We start from the raw sequence: 17,645 nt of genomic DNA on the forward strand, positions 1-17,645 counted from the left end.
GCTCACTCCCATAGTCCTTCTGGAACGCAAAAAACCGCCAATCAGGCGGTATCAATAGGTTTAAAACTCTTCACAAGGTCATCAACGGCCTTCACCCGGGCAAGGAACGGCTCAAGCTGGCTCAGGCGGAGAGCACAGGGCCCGTCGCACTTGGCTTGATCCGGATCGGGATGTGCCTCGAGGAACAGACCCGCAAGCCCCTGGGACATACCCGCCAGGGCCAGGTCGGTTACCTGGGCGCGGCGGCCACCGGCAGAATCCGCGCGACCACCGGGCATCTGCAGGGCGTGAGTGACGTCAAACATCACCGGCACATCCAGGGACTTCATAATGCCGAAGCCCAACATATCCACCACAAGGTTGTTGTAACCGAAGCTGGTGCCACGCTCACACAGGATCACCTTGTCGTTACCGGCTTCTCCACACTTCGCAATGATGTGCTTCATTTCCTGTGGCGCCAGGAACTGGGCCTTCTTGATATTGATGACCGCACCGGTTTCCGCCATGGCGACGACGAGATCGGTCTGCCGGCTCAGGAAAGCCGGCAATTGGATAATATCGCAAACTTCTGCGGCGGGTGCAGCCTGCTCAGGCTCGTGAACATCAGAGATAATAGGGACACCGAACTTGCTTTTGATGTCCGCCAGAATCTGCAGCCCTTTCTCAAGACCGGGGCCACGGAAGGAGTGCACGGAAGAGCGGTTGGCCTTGTCAAACGACGCTTTGAATACGTAGGGAATCCCGAGTTTGCGGGTGGCTTCGACGTACGCCTCGGCCACTTCCATCGCCATTTCAGGGGATTCCAGCACGTTCATGCCACCAAACAACACGAACGGCTTATGGTTGGCAACCTCGATTCCCGAGACGTTCACGGTACTCTGCGCCATAATCAGAATTCCTTTTTACGGGCCAGAGCTGCCTCAACAAACCCCTTGAACAGCGGGTGGCCGTCACGAGGCGTGGAAGTAAATTCCGGGTGGAACTGGCAAGCCACGAACCAGGGGTGATCAGGCACTTCCACAACCTCAACCAGTTTGCCATCGGTAGAGCGACCGGAAATTCTCAGGCCGGCACCTTCCAGTTGCGGCAGGAAATGATTGTTCACCTCGAAACGATGACGGTGGCGCTCACGGATGGTCTTACGACCGTAACAGTTGGCGATGGTGGATCCTTCAGCAACCACGCAGTCCTGGGCGCCCAGGCGCATGGTGCCGCCCAGATCGGACTCTTCGGTGCGCTCCTCCTTCTCACCGCTGGCATCCAGCCACTCCGTGATCAGCCCCACAACCGGCTCCGGGGTGTGTTCGCGGAATTCGGTGCTGTGGGCGTCCTTCAGGCCAGCCACGTTGCGGGCGTATTCAATAACGGCCACCTGCATACCCAGGCAGATACCCAGGTACGGGACCTTGTTTTCGCGGGCGTACTGCACCGTGCGAATCTTGCCTTCGACACCGCGCTCGCCAAAACCACCGGGAACCAGAATGGCGTCGGCACTGGCCAGCGCACCGGTACCATCGCGCTCAATGTCTTCGGAGTCGATGTAGTTCATCCGGACCTTGGTGCGAGTCTTGATACCGGCATGGAGCAGGGACTCAATCAAGGACTTATAGGCGTCCAGTAGCTCCATGTACTTGCCGACCATGGCAATGGTAATTTCATGCTCCGGATTCATCAGAGATTCAACCACCGCATCCCATTCGCCCAAATTGGCCGGGCTGGCCTCCAGGCTGAAACGCTCTATAACCAGCTGATCCAGACCAAATTCGTGCAGCATGCGCGGAATGGCGTAAATCGACTTGGCATCCTGCAGCGGAATGACCGCCCGCTCTTCGACGTTGGTGAACAGCGCGATCTTGCGACGGGAACTGGCGTCCACTTCGTGTTCCGAACGGCAAAGCAGAATATCCGGCTGCAGGCCGATGGAACGCATTTCCTTCACCGAGTGCTGGGTAGGCTTGGTTTTGATCTCACCGGCAGTGGCGATGTAGGGAACCAGGGTCAGGTGCATGAACAACGCACGCTGCGGGCCAACTTCCACCTTTAACTGGCGGCAGGCCTCAAGGAATGGCAGCGATTCAATGTCACCCACCGTGCCACCGATTTCGATCAGTGCCACATCGGCGCCGGAAGCGCCTTCAACCACACGACGCTTGATCTCGTCTGTGATGTGGGGAATCACCTGAACCGTACCACCGAGGTAATCACCCCGGCGTTCCTTACGAATCACTTCCTCGTAGACGCGACCGGTGGTGAAATTGTTCCGGCGTGACATCGGCGTGCGGATAAACCGCTCGTAGTGCCCCAGGTCCAGATCGGTTTCCGCGCCATCTTCGGTGACAAAAACTTCACCGTGCTGGAACGGACTCATGGTGCCGGGGTCCACGTTGATGTACGGGTCCAGCTTGAGAATAGTGACCTTCAGGCCGCGTGCCTCTAGGATCGCAGCCAGAGAGGCCGATGCGATACCTTTCCCCAAGGAGGACACGACACCGCCGGTGACGAAAATATAACGCGTCATGCAGATTCCGTGATTTGTCTGGTTCGGTGAAGGAGGGAGATTGTCATCTCAAGATGGGACGCCAGACTACCAGAAAGGCCTCACCTTCTCAATTACATTCCCGCTCCACAACAATCCGCCAGCCACTGGCCGGGGCCTCTCCACAGTATTTGCCGGAAACCCACAAGTCGCCAGCTCCGACCACTTCTTCATGGCCACCCACCACCTCAAGAAGCAGCGGTAGCCGGGCTCTTTCCCAGGGTGGGACATTTTTTTCCTGAAGCCAGTTCTTCAACGATTTCGACGGGCCGCCAGGGGCCGGTCGGATACGCTCGCCCCCTGCCCTCGTAGATACCCTTATTTCCGGCGCCGGTGTTTTAGGCTTACCTGACGCCGCCAGCGTCAATCGCCACTCCCCCCACCACAGCGCCCGATCCGGAATCAGGACAGGCTTTCCTGCGGGCAATTCCGTGAACTCGGGAACCAGGTACAGGCACCCCCGAAAACGTCGGATCACGAACCCCGCTCCCCGAAGCTCCGGCTCCCTATCCGCCGGCGAGTCCAGAAAATCCTGCAGGACCTGTGACCAGTCTGCCATGGTGGGAGACTGGTAGTGAAAGTGCCCAACCCACCAGCGCAGCAAGTTTTTCTGCTCCGCCAGAGACAGCGCACCGACCGCACTCAAACAAAGCTCACCAGAAGGCCCAGCACATTGCTGGAAGTGGATTTCCGCGAGCTTTCCAGCCAACTCGTCCGCCTCGCGGCACGAATGGGCGGTATGGCCCATGCGGCTGATCAGCGACGGCCAGCGTGACTTCAGGAGAGGAAAAATCGAGGCCCGGAGGAAGTTACGATCAAAGCGCTCATCGATATTACTGGGATCTTCCATCCACTCGATACCGTGCTCAGCCGCCCATGCGTGAAGCTCTGCGCGACTGAAGTCAAGCAGTGGTCGATATAGCCGACCAGCACCCAGAGGACGGGTTATCGGCATACCGCCCAACCCCACCACACCAGTCCCGCGCAACAACCGAAACAGCACTGTTTCAGCCTGATCATCACCATGATGGGCCATCAACAGCAACTCACCCGGCGCCAGAATCTCCTCGAACACCTGATAACGAGCATTCCGTGCGGCCTCCTCAACACCACCGCTGGTGTCGATTTCGGGAGTCTCGCGGCTGCTGACGATCACTCGACGGATGTCGAGGGGGACACCAAGCTCCCGACAAATGTCCTCGCAGAAACGCTCTGCGTCATCGGCATTCGGCTGCAATTGATGATTTATGTGTATGGCGGATACCTGGCCGCTGTGGGCATACAGATACGCCGTAACATGGAGAAGCAGAACCGAATCCATGCCACCGCTGAGGGCAATGCGAAGGTGTGAATGCGTAGGCAGGTGCCTGACCGGAGCACATAGCGCCTCCGGCCAGTCTCGTCCGGAGCCGGGGTTACCGGCCGGTGTCATATCGGGTCAACCGCTCGTAGCGGCGGGACACCAGTTCGTCTTCCGGCAGGCGACTGAGTTCGGCAATGCCCTTGCTCAGAGTCTCACGCAGGGATTCTGCCATTTCTTCCGGGCTGCGATGCGCCCCGCCCAGCGGTTCTGTAATAACGTTGTCCGCCAATCCAAGATCCTTAAGTCGGTCGGCGGTCACGCCCATCGCCTCTGCCGCCTGGGACGCGTATTCCGCACTCTTCCACAGGATCGACGCGCACCCCTCGGGCGAAATGACGGCATAGGTGGAATATTGAAGCATATTCAACTGATCGCATACCCCGATGGCCAAAGCGCCGCCGGAACCGCCCTCGCCCACCACCGTGGAAATAATTGGCGTCTTCAGGCGGGACATGACGGCAAGGTTGAAGGCAATGGCTTCACTCTGACCGCGCTCTTCGGCCCCGATACCGGGATAGGCACCCGGAGTATCAATAAAGGTCAGGATTGGCATACGAAAACGCTCAGCCATCTCCATCAACCGCAGGGCCTTGCGGTACCCTTCCGGGCGCGGCATGCCGAAATTTCGCTTTACCTTGTCCCGTACTTCCCGGCCTTTCTGATGCCCAATCACCATGACTGGCTTGCCGTCCAGGCGGGCTGTGCCACCAACGATGGCCTGATCGTCCGCATAACGACGGTCTCCGTGCAACTCGTCGAAGTCGTCAAAAATCATGTCAACGTAGTCGAGGGTGTAGGGCCGGCGGGGATGACGCGCCAGGCGGGCCACGTCCCAGGGTTTGAGGTTCGAGAAGATGCTTTCAGTCAGGCTGACACTTTTCTTGCGCAGCCTGCTGATTTCGTCGGTAATATTGATATCGGTGTCATTTCCCACCATGCGAAGCTCTTCAATCTTGGCTTCAAGGTCGGCAATCGGTTGTTCGAAATCCAGATAATTAGGGTTCATGATGTTCCATCATTTGCTTGCAAGGCGAGAATGTGAGTCGCCAAACCAGAATTTTGGACAAAGATAGCAGCGCCTGAGCATTGGCTAAAGCGGACCTTCGTATGAGTCCACTTTCTGACAAAAACGTAATTTTTCAACGTGCCCGCCATACCCGGGATGAACCTTGCCGGATAGTATCAATCATAGACCAGTTCTACCGACTGGTCGCCTACGAGGTATTTCAACTCCAATAACAGGTCATCATCGGGCTGTACGCGCCACGATTCACCCAGTTCGATACGGGTACTGGCATTATCGCTACTGTATTCAATCCATACCGGGCTGCCCTCACAACGGAAGGGCCTGAGCGTGGAGTCCAGTTTATCCAGCAGGCCGTTCTGAAGCTGATCCGCGTGAATAGCAAGCTTGAGACCACGACTGAACTGTTGCCGGGCCGTACCAACGTCCATCACCGAGCTGACGCGCATCTTCATCTGGCCAGAATAGTCATCATGGCTGACCTGGCCCTCCACCACAATGACCTGGTCGGACTGAAGCAGCTCCCGATTCTCGAAAAAGGCCTCTGAAAACAACGTAGCCTCGATGCGGGCACTGCGATCATCCAGGGTGATAAACGCCATGGTCGACCCTGTGCGGGTTTTCATGGAGCGCTGCGCGACGACAAGACCGGCCACACGCTGGGGCTGGCGAGCCGGCTTGAGATCGGCAATGGATGAGCGCACAAACCGCCGCACTTCTTTCTCGTATTCATCGAACGGGTGACCGGTCAGATAAAGGCCCAGGGTATCCTTCTCGCCCTTGAGGCGCTCTTTCTTGGGCCATTCCCGCACATTCGCCACATCGGAATAAGGGTCTCCGTCTTCACCGCCCATCAGCATATCGCCAAACATATCAGTCATGCCCACGGTCTCGTTGCGGGACTGCTGGCCGGCCTGCTGAATGGCTTTGTCGATACTGGCCATCAACTGGGCGCGCCCTGCCCCCAGCTTATCCATGGCACCGGAACGGATCAGGGCTTCCATGGCCCTCTTGTTCACTTTTTTCAGATCCACCCGGCGGCAAAAATCAAAAATATCCTGGTAGGGCTCACCGTCGGCGCGGCCGGCCTGAATGCTGCCAATCGGCCCCTCACCAAGCCCCTTGATCGCGCCCAGGCCGTATACGATGGCGCCATCATCGTTGACGGTAAAGGTGTATTCAGAGCGGCTGACGTCGGGCACCAGCAGCTCCAGTCCCATGCTGCGGCATTCCTCCACCAGCGTGACCACCTTGTCGGTGTTCTGCATATCCGCCGTGAGTACCGCAGCCATAAACTCAGCGGGATAATGGGCCTTCAGCCACAGTGTCTGATAGGAAACCAGCGCGTAGGCAGCCGAGTGGGATTTATTGAAGCCATAGCCGGCAAACTTTTCAACCAGGTCGAAAATGTTCTCCGCCAGGGTTTTGTTGATGTCATTGTTCTCACAGCCGTCGAGAAAGAACTGCTTCTGCTTGGCCATTTCCTCGGGCTTTTTCTTACCCATGGCCCGGCGCAACATGTCGGCGTTGCCGAGACTGTAGCCAGCCATGACCTGGGCAATCTGCATGACCTGTTCCTGATACAGGATAACGCCATAGGTGGGCTCAAGAACGGGCTTCAACCCTTCATACTGATAATCAGGATGCGGGAATGACATGGGCTGCCTGCCATGCTTCCGGTCGATGAAGTCATCCACCATGCCCGACTGCAGCGGCCCCGGACGGAACAAGGCAACCAGGGCGATCATATCCTCCAGGGAGTCCGGCTGCAGACGTCGGATCAGGTCTTTCATGCCTCGCGATTCGAGCTGGAACACCGCCGTGGTTTCCGCCTTCTTGAGCATGTCGAACGATGGCACGTCGTCCAGCGGAATCTCGTTAATATCCAGCGCCGGCTTGCCCTGCTTCTCAAGACGCGGGTTAATCATCTTCAGGGCCCAGTCGATGATCGTCAGGGTCCGCAGCCCCAGGAAGTCAAACTTCACCAGGCCGGCGTCTTCCACATCGCCCTTGTCGAACTGGGTCACCAGGCTGCCGCCCTCGTCATCGCAGTACAGCGGCGAGAAATCGGTAATCTTGGTGGGCGCAATCACCACGCCACCGGCGTGCTTACCGGCGTTTCGGCACACACCCTCGAGCTTCAGGGCCATCTCCCAGATTTCCTGGGCTTCCTCGTCATTCTCCAGGAACTCTACCAGCTGTGGTTCCTGCTCCAGGGCCTTCTCCAGGGTCATGCCCGGCTCGAAAGGGATCATCTTGGAGAGTTTGTCCGCCAGCCCGTAGGACTTGCCCTGAACCCGGGCAACGTCCCGCACAACCGCCTTGGCAGCCATGGTGCCGAAGGTAATGATCTGGGACACGGCTTCGCGGCCGTACTTTTCCGCCACATAGGCGATGACACGGTCACGGCCTTCCATGCAGAAGTCGACGTCAAAGTCGGGCATCGAAACCCGTTCGGGGTTCAGGAAGCGCTCGAACAGCAGATCGTATTCCAGAGGGTCAAGATCGGTAATCAACTGGGCGTAGGCCACCAGGGAGCCTGCACCAGAACCCCGGCCCGGGCCTACCGGCACGCCGTTATTCTTGGCCCACTTGATGAAGTCCATAACGATCAGGAAGTACCCCGGGAACCCCATCTGGATAATGATATCCAACTCGAAGTTCAGGCGCTTGTAGTAGGCCTCGCGCTTGCTGTCGTATTCCGGGTCGTCCTTGCTGAGGGTTTTCGCCAGCCGCTCTTCCAGGCCCTCTTCCGACACCTTGCGGAAGTACTCATCCATGGTCATGCCATCAGGGATGGGGTAGTTCGGCAGGAAATACTCTCCCATACGCACCGGGACTGAGCAGCGTCGGGCAATTTCCACCGTATTCTCAACCGCCTCGGGGATATCAGAGAACAATTCAATCATTTCATCGGCGCTGCGCAGATACTGCTGGTCGCTGAAACGACGATCCCGCCTCGGGTCATCCAGGGTGCGGCTCTCGCCAATGCAGACCCTTGCCTCATGGGCTTCGAAATCTTCGGCATGGAGGAAGTGGACATCGTTTGTCGCCACCACCGGGCAGCCCAGCGCCTCCGCCAGCTCTACATTCAGGTGCAGACAGTCTTCATCCCCCGGTCGCCCCGTGCGTTGCAGCTCCAGGTAGAACGACCCAGGATAGAGACTCATCCAGTATTCGGCGCGCTGTCTGGCAAGGTCCAGCTTACCCGACATTAACGCCTTGCCAACATCCCCCAGGCGCGCCCCAGATAGGGCAATCAGCCCTTCAGTGCGGTTTTCCAGCCACTGGCGCTGGATAATTGGCTTACCGAAACGTTGCCCTTCTGTGTACCCCAGCGAGACCACTTCGGTCAGGTTCAGGTAGCCATCGTTGTTGCGGGCCAGCAGAGTGATGCGAAACGGATTGTCGGGCTCATCCGGGTTTTCAACCCAAAGATCCGCGCCGATTATGGGCTTCACACCTGCGCCCATGGCCGCTTTGTAGAAGCGCACCAGCGAGCACATATTGGACTGCTCCGTAAGCCCGACGGCCGGCATACCCAATTCCGCAACCCGGCCGATCAGCGGTTTCACGCGCACCAGGCCGTCTACCATGGAGTATTCGGAATGCACGCGGAGGTGGACAAAGGTCTGTGACATAGCGTCGGATACTTCCTGCAGGTTAATGGCGGTTCGGGCCAGGTCAGCGACCAATCAATTCTTTGATGTCTTCTTCAGTTTGCGGGCCGAAGCGGGCCTCGACGAGGTCTCCATCCGGATCCACAATAAACGTTGCAGGCAGGGCTACGGGTGTTTTCCAGCCAAACTGCGGCCCTGGGTCCTCCGACAACATGCTGTATTCAATACCCATTCTTCGCCCAAGGTCGATCAGTTCCTGGCCACGAATTTCATCAAAATTCACGCCAAGCACCACCACGGCACCGGCGCGGTCAATACTGTTCAGCTCGGGAATTTCCTCCAGGCAGGGCTTGCACCACTCGGCCCAGTAATTGACCAGTACCCAATGTCCCCGCAGGCTCTCCCACTCCAGCACGGTTCCGTCCGGCTTTTCGAACTCGTGGTTCTGGCAACCTGCCAACGATAACAAGGCCAATAGTATACCGATCCTGCACAACCTGGTGGAATAACCCACCTGTGCAGGGTACTTTGCAGGATATCGCGCAGGGTATTGCAAAGGGTGCCCTCCTGTTAGACTACGGCGCTCAGACAAACTTGCGGTTAACCTGACCTGGGAAGAGGGAGAACCATGACAGAACCAACCCGAATTTTCCACAATCCGCGCTGCTCAAAATCCCGGCAAACCCTTGAACTCCTTCGCGAACAAGGCGTTGAACCGGACATTATACGTTACCTGGAAACGCCACCGACAGAGCAGATCCTGGAACAGATCCTTGAAGCCCTCGGCATCACTCCCAGGGAACTGATGAGAACCGGGGAAAAGGAATACAAGGAACAGGGCCTGGACAACCCCGAGCTTGGTCGTGAGATCCTGATCAAAGCCATGGTCGAAACTCCGAAGCTGATCGAGCGTCCTATCGTGATCAAGGGTAACAAGGTGGCTTTGGGCCGACCGCCCGAAAACGTCCTGAGCATTCTCTAACCGGAGACAACCAATGGCGACCAACTCGCCCTACATCCTGGTGTTGTATTACAGTCGCACTGGGCAAACGGCCGAACTGGCCGCTCAGATTGCCCGGGGCGTATCCCGGGTGCAGGGTATGGATGCCAGAATTCGTACTGTGCCCAGCGTGTCGCCGGATACCGAGGCGTCCCTGCCAGCAGTGCCGGATGACGGCGCGCCCTATGCCAGCAAGGATGACCTGGCTAACTGCTCCGGTCTGGCCATCGGCAGTCCCACCCGGTTTGGCAACATGGCAGCACCGCTGAAATATTTCCTCGACAGCACCGGCGACCTGTGGCTGAACGGAACTCTCAGCGGAAAGCCCGCGGGCGCATTTACGTCCACCGGTAGCCTGCATGGCGGTCAGGAGAGCACCCTGCTGACGATGATGGTGCCCCTGCTGCATCATGGAATGGTGCTCTGCGGTGTGCCCTATTCGGAAAACGCGCTCAACGAGACCTCCGCCGGGGGAACGCCCTACGGCCCTTCCCACTGGGCTGGCACCGGAGAGCCACAGTCCGTGAACGACCACGAAAAAGCCATATGCCAGACGTTTGGCGAGCGCCTCGCGCGGCTTGCCATGAAATTGCGCTAACCCCGGCGCCACTCAACCACAACGGATCACCGAATGCTTCACAACCCCAAAGCCCGAATAACCGCCCGGCTGACCATCCTGCTTTATCTGGCCACCCTGGCGGCCCTGCTTGTAAGCACTTTCTACCCCGTGCAGGTCGAGGGCGTCTCCGTCACGCTGATGCTCAGCGTAAAACTGGTCCCGCTGCTGGCCTTTGCCGTACCGGTGTTCCGAGGCCACAATCGCGGTTATATCTGGCTCAGTTTCGTGGTGATTTTCTATTTTACCCAGTACGTCGTATCGTCTTGGCTGAGCGAAGGCGCTATCGTCCCTCTGATCCTCGCTGTACTGACGTTCCTGCTGTTTACTGTGGCCATGGTCCACCTTAAGGTGAACCGTCCGCAACCCGTTACAGAAACCTGACAGGGAACGCATTATGGCCGACAGCACTCACCCACCCGCGCCGCATAGAAGTACCTTGACCCTTAGGGATATCTGCACAGCGCTGGTCACCGGTGGTGAGATTACGCAGGAGGATGCCGAACGGGTTCTCTCGGCGAACATTGGTATCCAGACGGGCGGCAACGGGCCCGCCAGCCAGCGCCATCCATTGGAACTGGTCGCCAAGGGCGGGTTGGAGAGCCAGAAAACAGGCCGCACGCTGGATCTGGACAGGCTGACCCAATGGCTGGCGGAGTGGGCGGAACAGCCGTACTACCACATCGACCCGTTGAAGATAGATACACCCGCGATCGCCCGGGTGATGTCCTACGCTTTCGCCCAGCGACACGGCATTCTCGCGGTTGAAATCGGTGAGGATGAAGTTCTCATTGCCAGCACCGAACCCTTCAAGAATGACTGGGAAGGCAACCTGCGCCAGGCGGTCAGAAAAGACATCCGCCGTGTGGTGGCTAATCCAGAGGATATCCGCCGTTACACCGTTGAGTTCTATCAACTGGCGAGCTCGGTCAGCAAGGCCGGCGGCAACAATGCAACTAACCCCGCCGGGGCCCAGAATTTCGAGCAACTGCTGGACCTTGGGGCCAGCGAACACCCGGATGCCAACGACCAGCACGTGGTCAAGATTGTTGACTGGTTGCTGCAGTACGCGTTCGACCAACGCGCATCGGATATCCACATTGAACCACGGCGCAATGTCACCCAGGTTCGCTTTCGCATCGACGGAGTGCTGCACAACGTCTACGAATTCCCGGACCAGGTCGGCGTGGCGGTCACCAGCCGTCTGAAGATTCTCGGCAGGCTGAATGTGGCGGAAAAGCGTCGCCCCCAGGATGGCCGCATAAAAACCCGAAAGCCGGACAACAGCGAGGTGGAACTGCGGCTGGCCACCATGCCAACCGCGTTTGGCGAGAAAATGGTGTTGCGGATATTTGATCCGGAAGTGCTGCTGAAGTCCTACGAACAACTGGGGTTTTCCAAGGAAGACCGGGAACGCTGGCAGGCTATTACCGATCACCCCCACGGCATCGTTCTGGTCACCGGGCCCACTGGCTCTGGTAAAACCACCACTCTGTACTCAACCCTCAAGCAACTGGCCACTCCCGAGGTGAATATCTGCACCATCGAGGACCCGATTGAGATGGTGGAGCCAGCCTTTAACCAGATGCAGGTTCAGACCAATATCGAACTGACGTTTGCTTCGGGCGTGCGGGCGCTGCTGCGACAGGACCCGGACATCATCATGATTGGTGAGATCCGTGACCTGGAAACTGCGGAAATGGCAGTGCAGGCCGCTCTGACCGGGCACCTCGTGCTGTCCACCCTGCACACCAACGATGCCCCCAGCGCCATCACCCGATTGATGGAACTGGGCATCCCCCCCTACCTGATTCGTGCCACGGTGCTGGGCGTAATGGCACAACGGCTAACCAGAACCCTGTGCCCCCACTGCAAGGCGCCAGGGCCGGTGGACGCGCAGGCCTGGCAAAGCCTGACCCGACCCTGGAAAGCCACCATGCCCAAGCAGGTCTACCACCCGGTTGGCTGCCTGGAGTGCCGGAACACCGGTTACTATGGTCGGGCCGGCGTTTACGAAATCATGCAACTGTCTGGCAACCTGATCCGGCAGATTACCGAGCAGTGCGAACTGGACCAACTGAGAGTGGATGCGTACAAGGATGGCATGAAATCCCTGCGGCTCAGCGGCGCGCAGAAAGTGGCCGCGGGCTCTACCACGGTCGAGGAAATCCTGCGGGTGACCCCCGAAAGCCAACGTTGATACGCTCCCGGTCATCACGCCCGAAATGGTTGAGTTCTACTGGAGAGACGTTCCGCACTGAGAGAGCAACTGCCGCCAACGCTCTTTATGGGCCGTAACCGCGCTGCCCAGTTGCCCCCAAACGCTGTCGGTATTGCCCGTATCCAGATAAAGCCGATACCAATCACGAAAAGCAGACGGCATGGTCTCTGTCTGTTGGGCGGCGAGCGTATCCAGCGGCTTGATCAGCGCCTCCTTCGCGTGTTCAATACGGTCGAGATAGTCCTTGATGCCACCGACGTATCCGTCGGTATAGATTTCCACGAGCTCGCCAGGCGGCTCTTCAGACTCCGACCCCGAGCAAAGTGGCACCCCTTCCACTCTCTTGACCAGCAGGGCCGTTGCATCGTCAAGCCGCGCTGTCATCAATCGTGCGCTGTTCAATAGCTGACCCGCACGATGTTCTGCCTGCCAGAGTTGATGCACACCACCCACATAATCCAACGGCTCACTTGTGTTGCCGTCCAGCAGGCCTCTGACCGTCTGGTTGACTCGCTTTACGCCCGAGGACAACTCCGCCAGAACCTTGTCATCGTCGCTCCCGGGATAATATCCCTGCGACAGGGTAAACAGCCGTTCAATCTCTTCCACACCCCAAGTGGCGTTCCATACCGCAACGGGGAGCGCTTCGGTTTTATGGGCGATGGCCTCTTCGAGTTCTTCCTGTATACCCTCACCATCGGTGTCCGAAATACAGGTCTCAGCGGCACGGATAAACCGCGTTTCATAACGCAATCGATTCAACGGTTGCATCACCCGCCCCATGATCGAGTTTTTTTCGCCGACCACGTACTGCAACTCACACCCGTAAAGAGACAGGAAATCGAGCATTCCCATATCCAGATCCGGCATGTCGAGAACGCGCTCCCGTCGGCGCGGGATCTGAGGAACAGGGGCTATATCGGAGAGTTCGGGGCGCAGTTCCAGAGCATCGGCTACGCTCACAACGTACCCATCCATCATATCTGGAACACCGGAATCCGGCGCGCAGCCGGCAAGGTATAGGCACACCAAAGGCATTATCAGGCATCGAACGTCAGGCACCATGGAGGGTCAACCCTGCTGCAGAAACCTGTCGACTCCTGAAAAGTCCGTGGTCACCGCCCGCTTCGTGACCGGCAAATCTCCCTCACGTACAAGCCAGACCGTGCGCATGCCAGCGTCCTCAGCAGCCTTCAGTTCGGCCTCAACATCGGAGAGAAACAGCACAGTTCGGGGTTCGACCCCCAATTCGTCGATGATGTTGCTGTAGGAAGTTGATTCCTTCTTACTGCCGATACAGGTATCAAAGTAACCGGAAAAGAACGGCGTTAAATCCCCAGCTTCGCTGAAACCGAAAATCAGCTTCTGTGCCTTCACAGAACCGGACGAGTAGACGAACAGGCGCAGACCTCGATCATGCCAGCGCTGCAGATACTCGGCGGCATCGTCGTAGATGTGCCCCCGGAACGCACCCTGCTGGTAACCCTGCTCCCAGAGCATTCCCTGCAAGGCCTTCAAAGGCGTTTCCTTGCGATCTTCCCGAATCCAGGTGTCCAGCACCTCAATAAGCCCGTCGATATCCTCCCTGGCAACCCCAGAGGTGTCGGCAACGGCATCCAGCTGCTCACGGATTTCAGTACTGTCTGCCGCGCCTTCTCGCACAAACTCGGCCATATGCTCCGCCGAGTAGGGAAACAAAACCTCATGTACAAAGGAGATCGAACTGGTGGTTCCCTCGATATCCGTCAAAATTACGCGGATCATCCCGCCACTCCCGCCAGCCGCTCGTAGCGGGGCAATCGGCTGGCAATGTCTTCACCTGTGAAGTCTGCCACCCAGCCTTCCGGGTTGGTAAACAGGCGAATACAGGTAAACGCAGGCTCCGGCCCCATATCAAACCAGTGGCGCGTGCCATCCGGCACACTGATAAGATCATTTTTCTGGCACATAATGGCGTACACCTGGTCACCGAAATGCAGGTAAAACAGGCCCTGCCCGCGCACAAAAAAACGCACCTCGTCTTCGCTGTGCACATGCTCATCCAGGAACTTCTGGCGGAAGGCCTCTTTCTGGGGGTTGTCCGGGTTCAGGCTGATGACATCCGCTGCCTGGAAGCCGCATTCCGCCTTCAGCGCCTGGATCTCACCGGAATAGGCCTGAAGAATGTCGTCGGATGACGCATCCGCTGGCAGTTCCCGGGTACTCCATTGCTCAAAACGTACACCGTGCTCAGCCAGCAGGTTGGCAATTTTGCCCGAGTCTTCGGTCACGACGCGGGGGGATTCGGGCACACTCTGGTCAAAAATGCTCAAGGTTGTCATCGGCGGACCCTCATGGTTTCAAGCTCACATTCGAAAAGGAATTCAAAGGCTTCGACGTGGCGCAGGCAGTCTGACATGGTCCGGCCCCAGGTATAAAGGCCATGCCCGCGGATCAGGTAACCCGGTTGATCGGGGTGCTGACGAAACCAATCTCTGGTTTGGTCCGCCAACGCCGGAATATCCTGGGTATTGTCGAACACCGGCACGGTCAGTTGCGACTCGTGGGTATCAACCCCTGAAAACGCCTTCTGTAACTCGTACCCCTGTAATGTCAGCGGTTCTCCGGCGGGCAGCAGCCGGCTCAGCACCGTTGCTTTGACGGAGTGGGTATGCAACACCGCACCAACGTCCGGAAAGGCCTGGTAAAGAACTGTATGCAAACGTGTTTCAGCCGACGAGCGGGCATCGCTCTGAATGGGGTTGCCGGCAAGATCCACCACCATGACATCACCCGCCACCAGCTTGCCTTTGTGTCGACCGGACACCGTGACGGCAATATGCTCATCATCGATCCGCGCCGAATAGTTGCTGCTGGTGGCCGGCGACCAGCCCTGGCCATAGAGAAACTGGCCGGCATCAATGATGGACTGCGCGGCAATGGCGTAGCGGGTTACATCAAACAAAAGTCACCTCGGAACAGACACGCCGGATCAGCGCTTGATGGTTTCTATTATAAGGATCAGCGTGTCGCCCGCAAAGGCCGACGAACGTTCACCGGTCGGCTTTAAAAGCCACGGGTTATACCGTGGCTTTCAGGGGAAGGCTGCGCTGGCGTTTGCCGGTCAGGGCAAACAACGCATTACCCAAAGCAGGTATCACCGGAGGTACGCCGGGCTCCCCCACACCGGTGGGCGACTCATTGCTGTCGATGATGTCCACCACCACCTCGGGCCGCTGATCATGACGCATCAGCGAGTAATCGTGGAAATTGCTTTGCTGGACCTGTCCGTCTTCCAGGGTAATGTTGCCGTACAGGGCCGCCGTAAGGCCAAATATGATGCCGCCCTCAATCTGGTCGCGAACAATGTCCGGATTGACCACCTGGCCGCAATCCACAGCACAGAACACCCTGTGCACCCGGATTTCCCCAAACTCAACACTGGCCTCAACCACCTGGGCCACGTAGGTACCAAAACTGCGGAACAGGGCAACGCCACGGGCCCGTCCTTCGAGTGCCGCGCTGTCCCATTGGGCAAGTTGGGCAACCCTGTCCAGCACGCCCAGATGTCTTGGTTCGTGATCAATCAATGAACGCCGGAACCGGTACGGGTCCTGATCGACTTCATGGGCCAACTCATCCATAAAGGTTTCAACGGCAAAGCCGTTGTGAGAGAAGCCCACGGACCGCCACCAGGACACCGGCACCCCTGGATCTGTGTGGGTATGACGTATGTCGAGATTCGGCACCCGATACGGATATTCTATGGCACCTTCGATGGCGGAATGATCCTTCGGAGTCGCGATACCCTCGGCCATCAGCCCAACGCGCCCCAGAGTGCCGTACAGGAATTTCGGAGCCCAGGGATACTGGGCCGGTGCAGCATTGCGCACGTACCAGTCCAGTATCTGCGGGCCAACAATCTGATGATGCCAGCCAGTGAGGCGATCGCCGCTGACACTGGCCCGCATCCGGTGCAGCATGGCCGGCCGATAAACATCGTGACGGGTATCCTCTTCCCGCGACCAGATCAACTTGACCGGCTTGCGGATACGGTACGCGACAGACGCCGCTTCCTCGATGTAATCATTGGTCAGGCGTCGCCCAAAACCGCCGCCGAGGAAGGTGGTATGAATGGTCACCTCGTCGGGCGAGAGGTCCGTCACCCTCGCAGCCGCGATCCGACCAAGATCGGGTGCCTGAGTCGGTGCCCAGACGTCAATGGCGCCGTCCCGATACCACGCCGTGGCATTCATCGGCTCCAGCGTCGCGTGTGCAAGGTAAGGCTGCTCGTAACTGGCCTCCAGCACGCGTTCCGCACCTTGCTGTGCGTCATCAAAATCACCTTCGCTGCGCTCGCTTTCCCCCGGATCTTCATCGGCGGCTTTGTGGTAAGAGGAGAACACCTGATCGGAGGACGCATCCAACGCGCCGTCGTTATCCCATTCGATCGTCAGGGCATCCTGGGCCTTACGGGCCCGCCAGTATTTATCCGCCACAACCGCCACGCCACGATCAATTTCAAACACGTCCAGCACGCCCGGTAACTGGCGAGCAGCGGTGTCATCGTAGGATTTTACCCTGGCGCCATAACGCGCAGGGCGGGATACAACCGCATACACCATGCCGTCCAGTTCGACATCAATGCCGTAGACTGGCGCGCCAGTGGACTTGGCTTCAGCATCCAGACGCCCCCGTTCCTTGCCGATGTACTTCCACTCTTCACGGGGTTTGAGTGACGGAGCCTTCGGCACCGGCTGCTTTGCCGCCAGCTCCACCAATCGACCGTAAGCCAGGTTGTCGCGTCCGTTCGGATGCACCACCCTGCCTTCGACCGCCCGGCACTCAGTGGGGCTGATTTCCCAGACACTGGCTGCAGCGGCAATCAGCATCATGCGGGCAGAGGCTCCCGCCACCCGTAACGGTTGCCAACTGGTCGCCAGACTGGTGCTGCCGCCGGTCAATTGCAGGTTGTAGAGAGGGTTTCGGTACTTCGGGGCCGCAGGGGCAAATCGCGGTTTGATGGAGGCTGGCGTCACCCCGAGTTCTTCCGCAATGAGGGTGGTCAGGCCAGTGTAGGTTCCCTGCCCCATTTCAACACGCGCCAGGGTGAAGTAGACCTGATCATCGGTAGTCAGCTCCAGCCAGGCATCCGGTGTCCAGCTACCATCCAGTTCATCATAACCGGTCTGGATACCAGCGCAGCCCGGAAGCGACAGGGACAGGACCAATCCGCCAGAGGAGCCTGCTGTTACCTTAAGGAAATCGCGTCGATTCATGGACATA

Annotated in this window: 15 protein-coding genes; 4 read left to right on the forward strand and 11 right to left on the reverse strand. The window is 58.2% G+C overall.

Translation table 11 applies throughout. From position 1 onward, the window contains the following. Positions 1 to 41: 41 nt before the first annotated feature. The 6 genes from kdsA to MDG893_RS15555 all read right to left on the reverse strand — a co-directional run bounded on the left by kdsA (position 42) and on the right by MDG893_RS15555 (position 9,018). Positions 42 to 887, reverse strand: coding sequence for a 3-deoxy-8-phosphooctulonate synthase (gene kdsA / locus MDG893_RS15530; RefSeq protein ID WP_007154764.1), 846 nt, complete (start codon positions 885 to 887; stop codon positions 42 to 44). A gap of 2 nt (positions 888 to 889) precedes the next feature. Beyond that, the gene (locus MDG893_RS15535) at positions 890 to 2,518 is read right to left on the reverse strand and encodes a CTP synthase (protein ID WP_007154765.1); all 1,629 of its coding nucleotides are present in this window, start codon (positions 2,516 to 2,518) and stop codon (positions 890 to 892) included. A gap of 88 nt (positions 2,519 to 2,606) precedes the next feature. Continuing rightward, a complete protein-coding gene (tilS, locus tag MDG893_RS15540) occupies positions 2,607 to 3,968 on the reverse strand; it encodes a tRNA lysidine(34) synthetase TilS (RefSeq protein WP_040474673.1) in 1,362 nt (453 codons plus the stop codon). Further along, positions 3,952 to 4,905, reverse strand: a complete 954-nt coding sequence (gene accA, locus MDG893_RS15545; RefSeq protein ID WP_007154768.1) for an acetyl-CoA carboxylase carboxyl transferase subunit alpha — start codon at positions 4,903 to 4,905, stop codon at positions 3,952 to 3,954. Before accA ends, tilS begins: the two co-directional genes overlap by 17 nt. Positions 4,906 to 5,081: 176 nt before the next feature. Beyond that, positions 5,082 to 8,564 carry a DNA polymerase III subunit alpha gene (gene dnaE, locus MDG893_RS15550; RefSeq protein WP_007154769.1) on the reverse strand — a complete coding sequence of 1,161 codons (3,483 nt, stop codon included), beginning with the start codon at positions 8,562 to 8,564 and terminating at the stop codon, positions 5,082 to 5,084. Positions 8,565 to 8,607: 43 nt separating this feature from the next. Further along, a complete protein-coding gene (locus tag MDG893_RS15555) occupies positions 8,608 to 9,018 on the reverse strand; it encodes a TlpA family protein disulfide reductase (RefSeq protein WP_007154770.1) in 411 nt (136 codons plus the stop codon). Between the two features lie 153 nt (positions 9,019 to 9,171). Between MDG893_RS15555 and arsC the strand changes: the two genes are divergently transcribed. Genes arsC through tfpB form a run of 4 tightly spaced genes read left to right on the forward strand, consistent with a single transcriptional unit; the run spans position 9,172 to position 12,359 of the window. Continuing rightward, positions 9,172 to 9,525 (forward strand): arsenate reductase (glutaredoxin), encoded by a 354-nt coding sequence (gene arsC / locus MDG893_RS15560; RefSeq protein ID WP_007154771.1) that lies wholly within the window; start codon positions 9,172 to 9,174, stop codon positions 9,523 to 9,525. Between the two features lie 13 nt (positions 9,526 to 9,538). After that, positions 9,539 to 10,141 carry an NAD(P)H:quinone oxidoreductase gene (gene wrbA, locus MDG893_RS15565; protein WP_007154772.1) on the forward strand — a complete coding sequence of 201 codons (603 nt, stop codon included), beginning with the start codon at positions 9,539 to 9,541 and terminating at the stop codon, positions 10,139 to 10,141. A gap of 33 nt (positions 10,142 to 10,174) precedes the next feature. Beyond that, positions 10,175 to 10,543 carry a DUF2069 domain-containing protein gene (locus MDG893_RS15570; RefSeq protein ID WP_007154773.1) on the forward strand — a complete coding sequence of 123 codons (369 nt, stop codon included), beginning with the start codon at positions 10,175 to 10,177 and terminating at the stop codon, positions 10,541 to 10,543. Positions 10,544 to 10,556: 13 nt separating this feature from the next. Further along, entirely contained in the window at positions 10,557 to 12,359 is a 1,803-nt protein-coding gene (gene tfpB / locus MDG893_RS15575) for a type IV pilus assembly ATPase TfpB (protein ID WP_007154774.1), read from the forward strand. Between the two features lie 36 nt (positions 12,360 to 12,395). Here tfpB and MDG893_RS15580 read toward each other — a convergent pair whose 3' ends face one another. The 5 genes from MDG893_RS15580 to MDG893_RS15600 all read right to left on the reverse strand — a co-directional run bounded on the left by MDG893_RS15580 (position 12,396) and on the right by MDG893_RS15600 (position 17,644). After that, the gene (locus MDG893_RS15580; protein ID WP_040474674.1) at positions 12,396 to 13,445 is read right to left on the reverse strand and encodes a DUF3080 family protein; all 1,050 of its coding nucleotides are present in this window, start codon (positions 13,443 to 13,445) and stop codon (positions 12,396 to 12,398) included. Positions 13,446 to 13,451: 6 nt separating this feature from the next. Next, on the reverse strand, positions 13,452 to 14,144 hold the full coding sequence (gene mtnC, locus MDG893_RS15585; RefSeq protein ID WP_007154776.1) for an acireductone synthase: 693 nt from the start codon (positions 14,142 to 14,144) through the stop codon (positions 13,452 to 13,454). After that, the gene (locus MDG893_RS15590; RefSeq protein ID WP_007154777.1) at positions 14,141 to 14,701 is read right to left on the reverse strand and encodes a 1,2-dihydroxy-3-keto-5-methylthiopentene dioxygenase; all 561 of its coding nucleotides are present in this window, start codon (positions 14,699 to 14,701) and stop codon (positions 14,141 to 14,143) included. Before MDG893_RS15590 ends, mtnC begins: the two co-directional genes overlap by 4 nt. Further along, positions 14,698 to 15,324, reverse strand: a complete 627-nt coding sequence (locus MDG893_RS15595) for a methylthioribulose 1-phosphate dehydratase (protein WP_007154778.1) — start codon at positions 15,322 to 15,324, stop codon at positions 14,698 to 14,700. The genes MDG893_RS15590 and MDG893_RS15595 overlap by 4 nt, the downstream gene beginning before the upstream one ends. Positions 15,325 to 15,439: 115 nt before the next feature. Beyond that, complete coding sequence (locus tag MDG893_RS15600) at positions 15,440 to 17,644, reverse strand: xanthine dehydrogenase family protein molybdopterin-binding subunit (protein ID WP_007154779.1); 2,205 nt, start codon at positions 17,642 to 17,644, stop codon at positions 15,440 to 15,442. Position 17,645 lies beyond the last annotated feature (1 nt).

It is taken from the genome of Marinobacter algicola DG893 (assembly GCF_000170835.1).
Taxonomy (GTDB): domain Bacteria; phylum Pseudomonadota; class Gammaproteobacteria; order Pseudomonadales; family Oleiphilaceae; genus Marinobacter; species Marinobacter algicola.

Coding starts and splice junctions, on each gene's coding strand:
- arsC (WP_007154771.1), top strand. CDS start 9,172: ATGACAGAACCAACCCGAATTTTCCACAATCCGCGCTGCTCAAAATCC.
- wrbA (WP_007154772.1), top strand. CDS start 9,539: ATGGCGACCAACTCGCCCTACATCCTGGTGTTGTATTACAGTCGCACT.
- MDG893_RS15590 (WP_007154777.1), bottom strand. CDS start 14,701: ATGACAACCTTGAGCATTTTTGACCAGAGTGTGCCCGAATCCCCCCGC.
- dnaE (WP_007154769.1), bottom strand. CDS start 8,564: ATGTCACAGACCTTTGTCCACCTCCGCGTGCATTCCGAATACTCCATG.
- MDG893_RS15535 (WP_007154765.1), bottom strand. CDS start 2,518: ATGACGCGTTATATTTTCGTCACCGGCGGTGTCGTGTCCTCCTTGGGG.
- MDG893_RS15600 (WP_007154779.1), bottom strand. CDS start 17,644: ATGTCCATGAATCGACGCGATTTCCTTAAGGTAACAGCAGGCTCCTCT.
- MDG893_RS15580 (WP_040474674.1), bottom strand. CDS start 13,445: ATGGTGCCTGACGTTCGATGCCTGATAATGCCTTTGGTGTGCCTATAC.
- accA (WP_007154768.1), bottom strand. CDS start 4,905: ATGAACCCTAATTATCTGGATTTCGAACAACCGATTGCCGACCTTGAA.
- tilS (WP_040474673.1), bottom strand. CDS start 3,968: ATGACACCGGCCGGTAACCCCGGCTCCGGACGAGACTGGCCGGAGGCG.
- kdsA (WP_007154764.1), bottom strand. CDS start 887: ATGGCGCAGAGTACCGTGAACGTCTCGGGAATCGAGGTTGCCAACCAT.
- mtnC (WP_007154776.1), bottom strand. CDS start 14,144: ATGATCCGCGTAATTTTGACGGATATCGAGGGAACCACCAGTTCGATC.
- MDG893_RS15570 (WP_007154773.1), top strand. CDS start 10,175: ATGCTTCACAACCCCAAAGCCCGAATAACCGCCCGGCTGACCATCCTG.
- tfpB (WP_007154774.1), top strand. CDS start 10,557: ATGGCCGACAGCACTCACCCACCCGCGCCGCATAGAAGTACCTTGACC.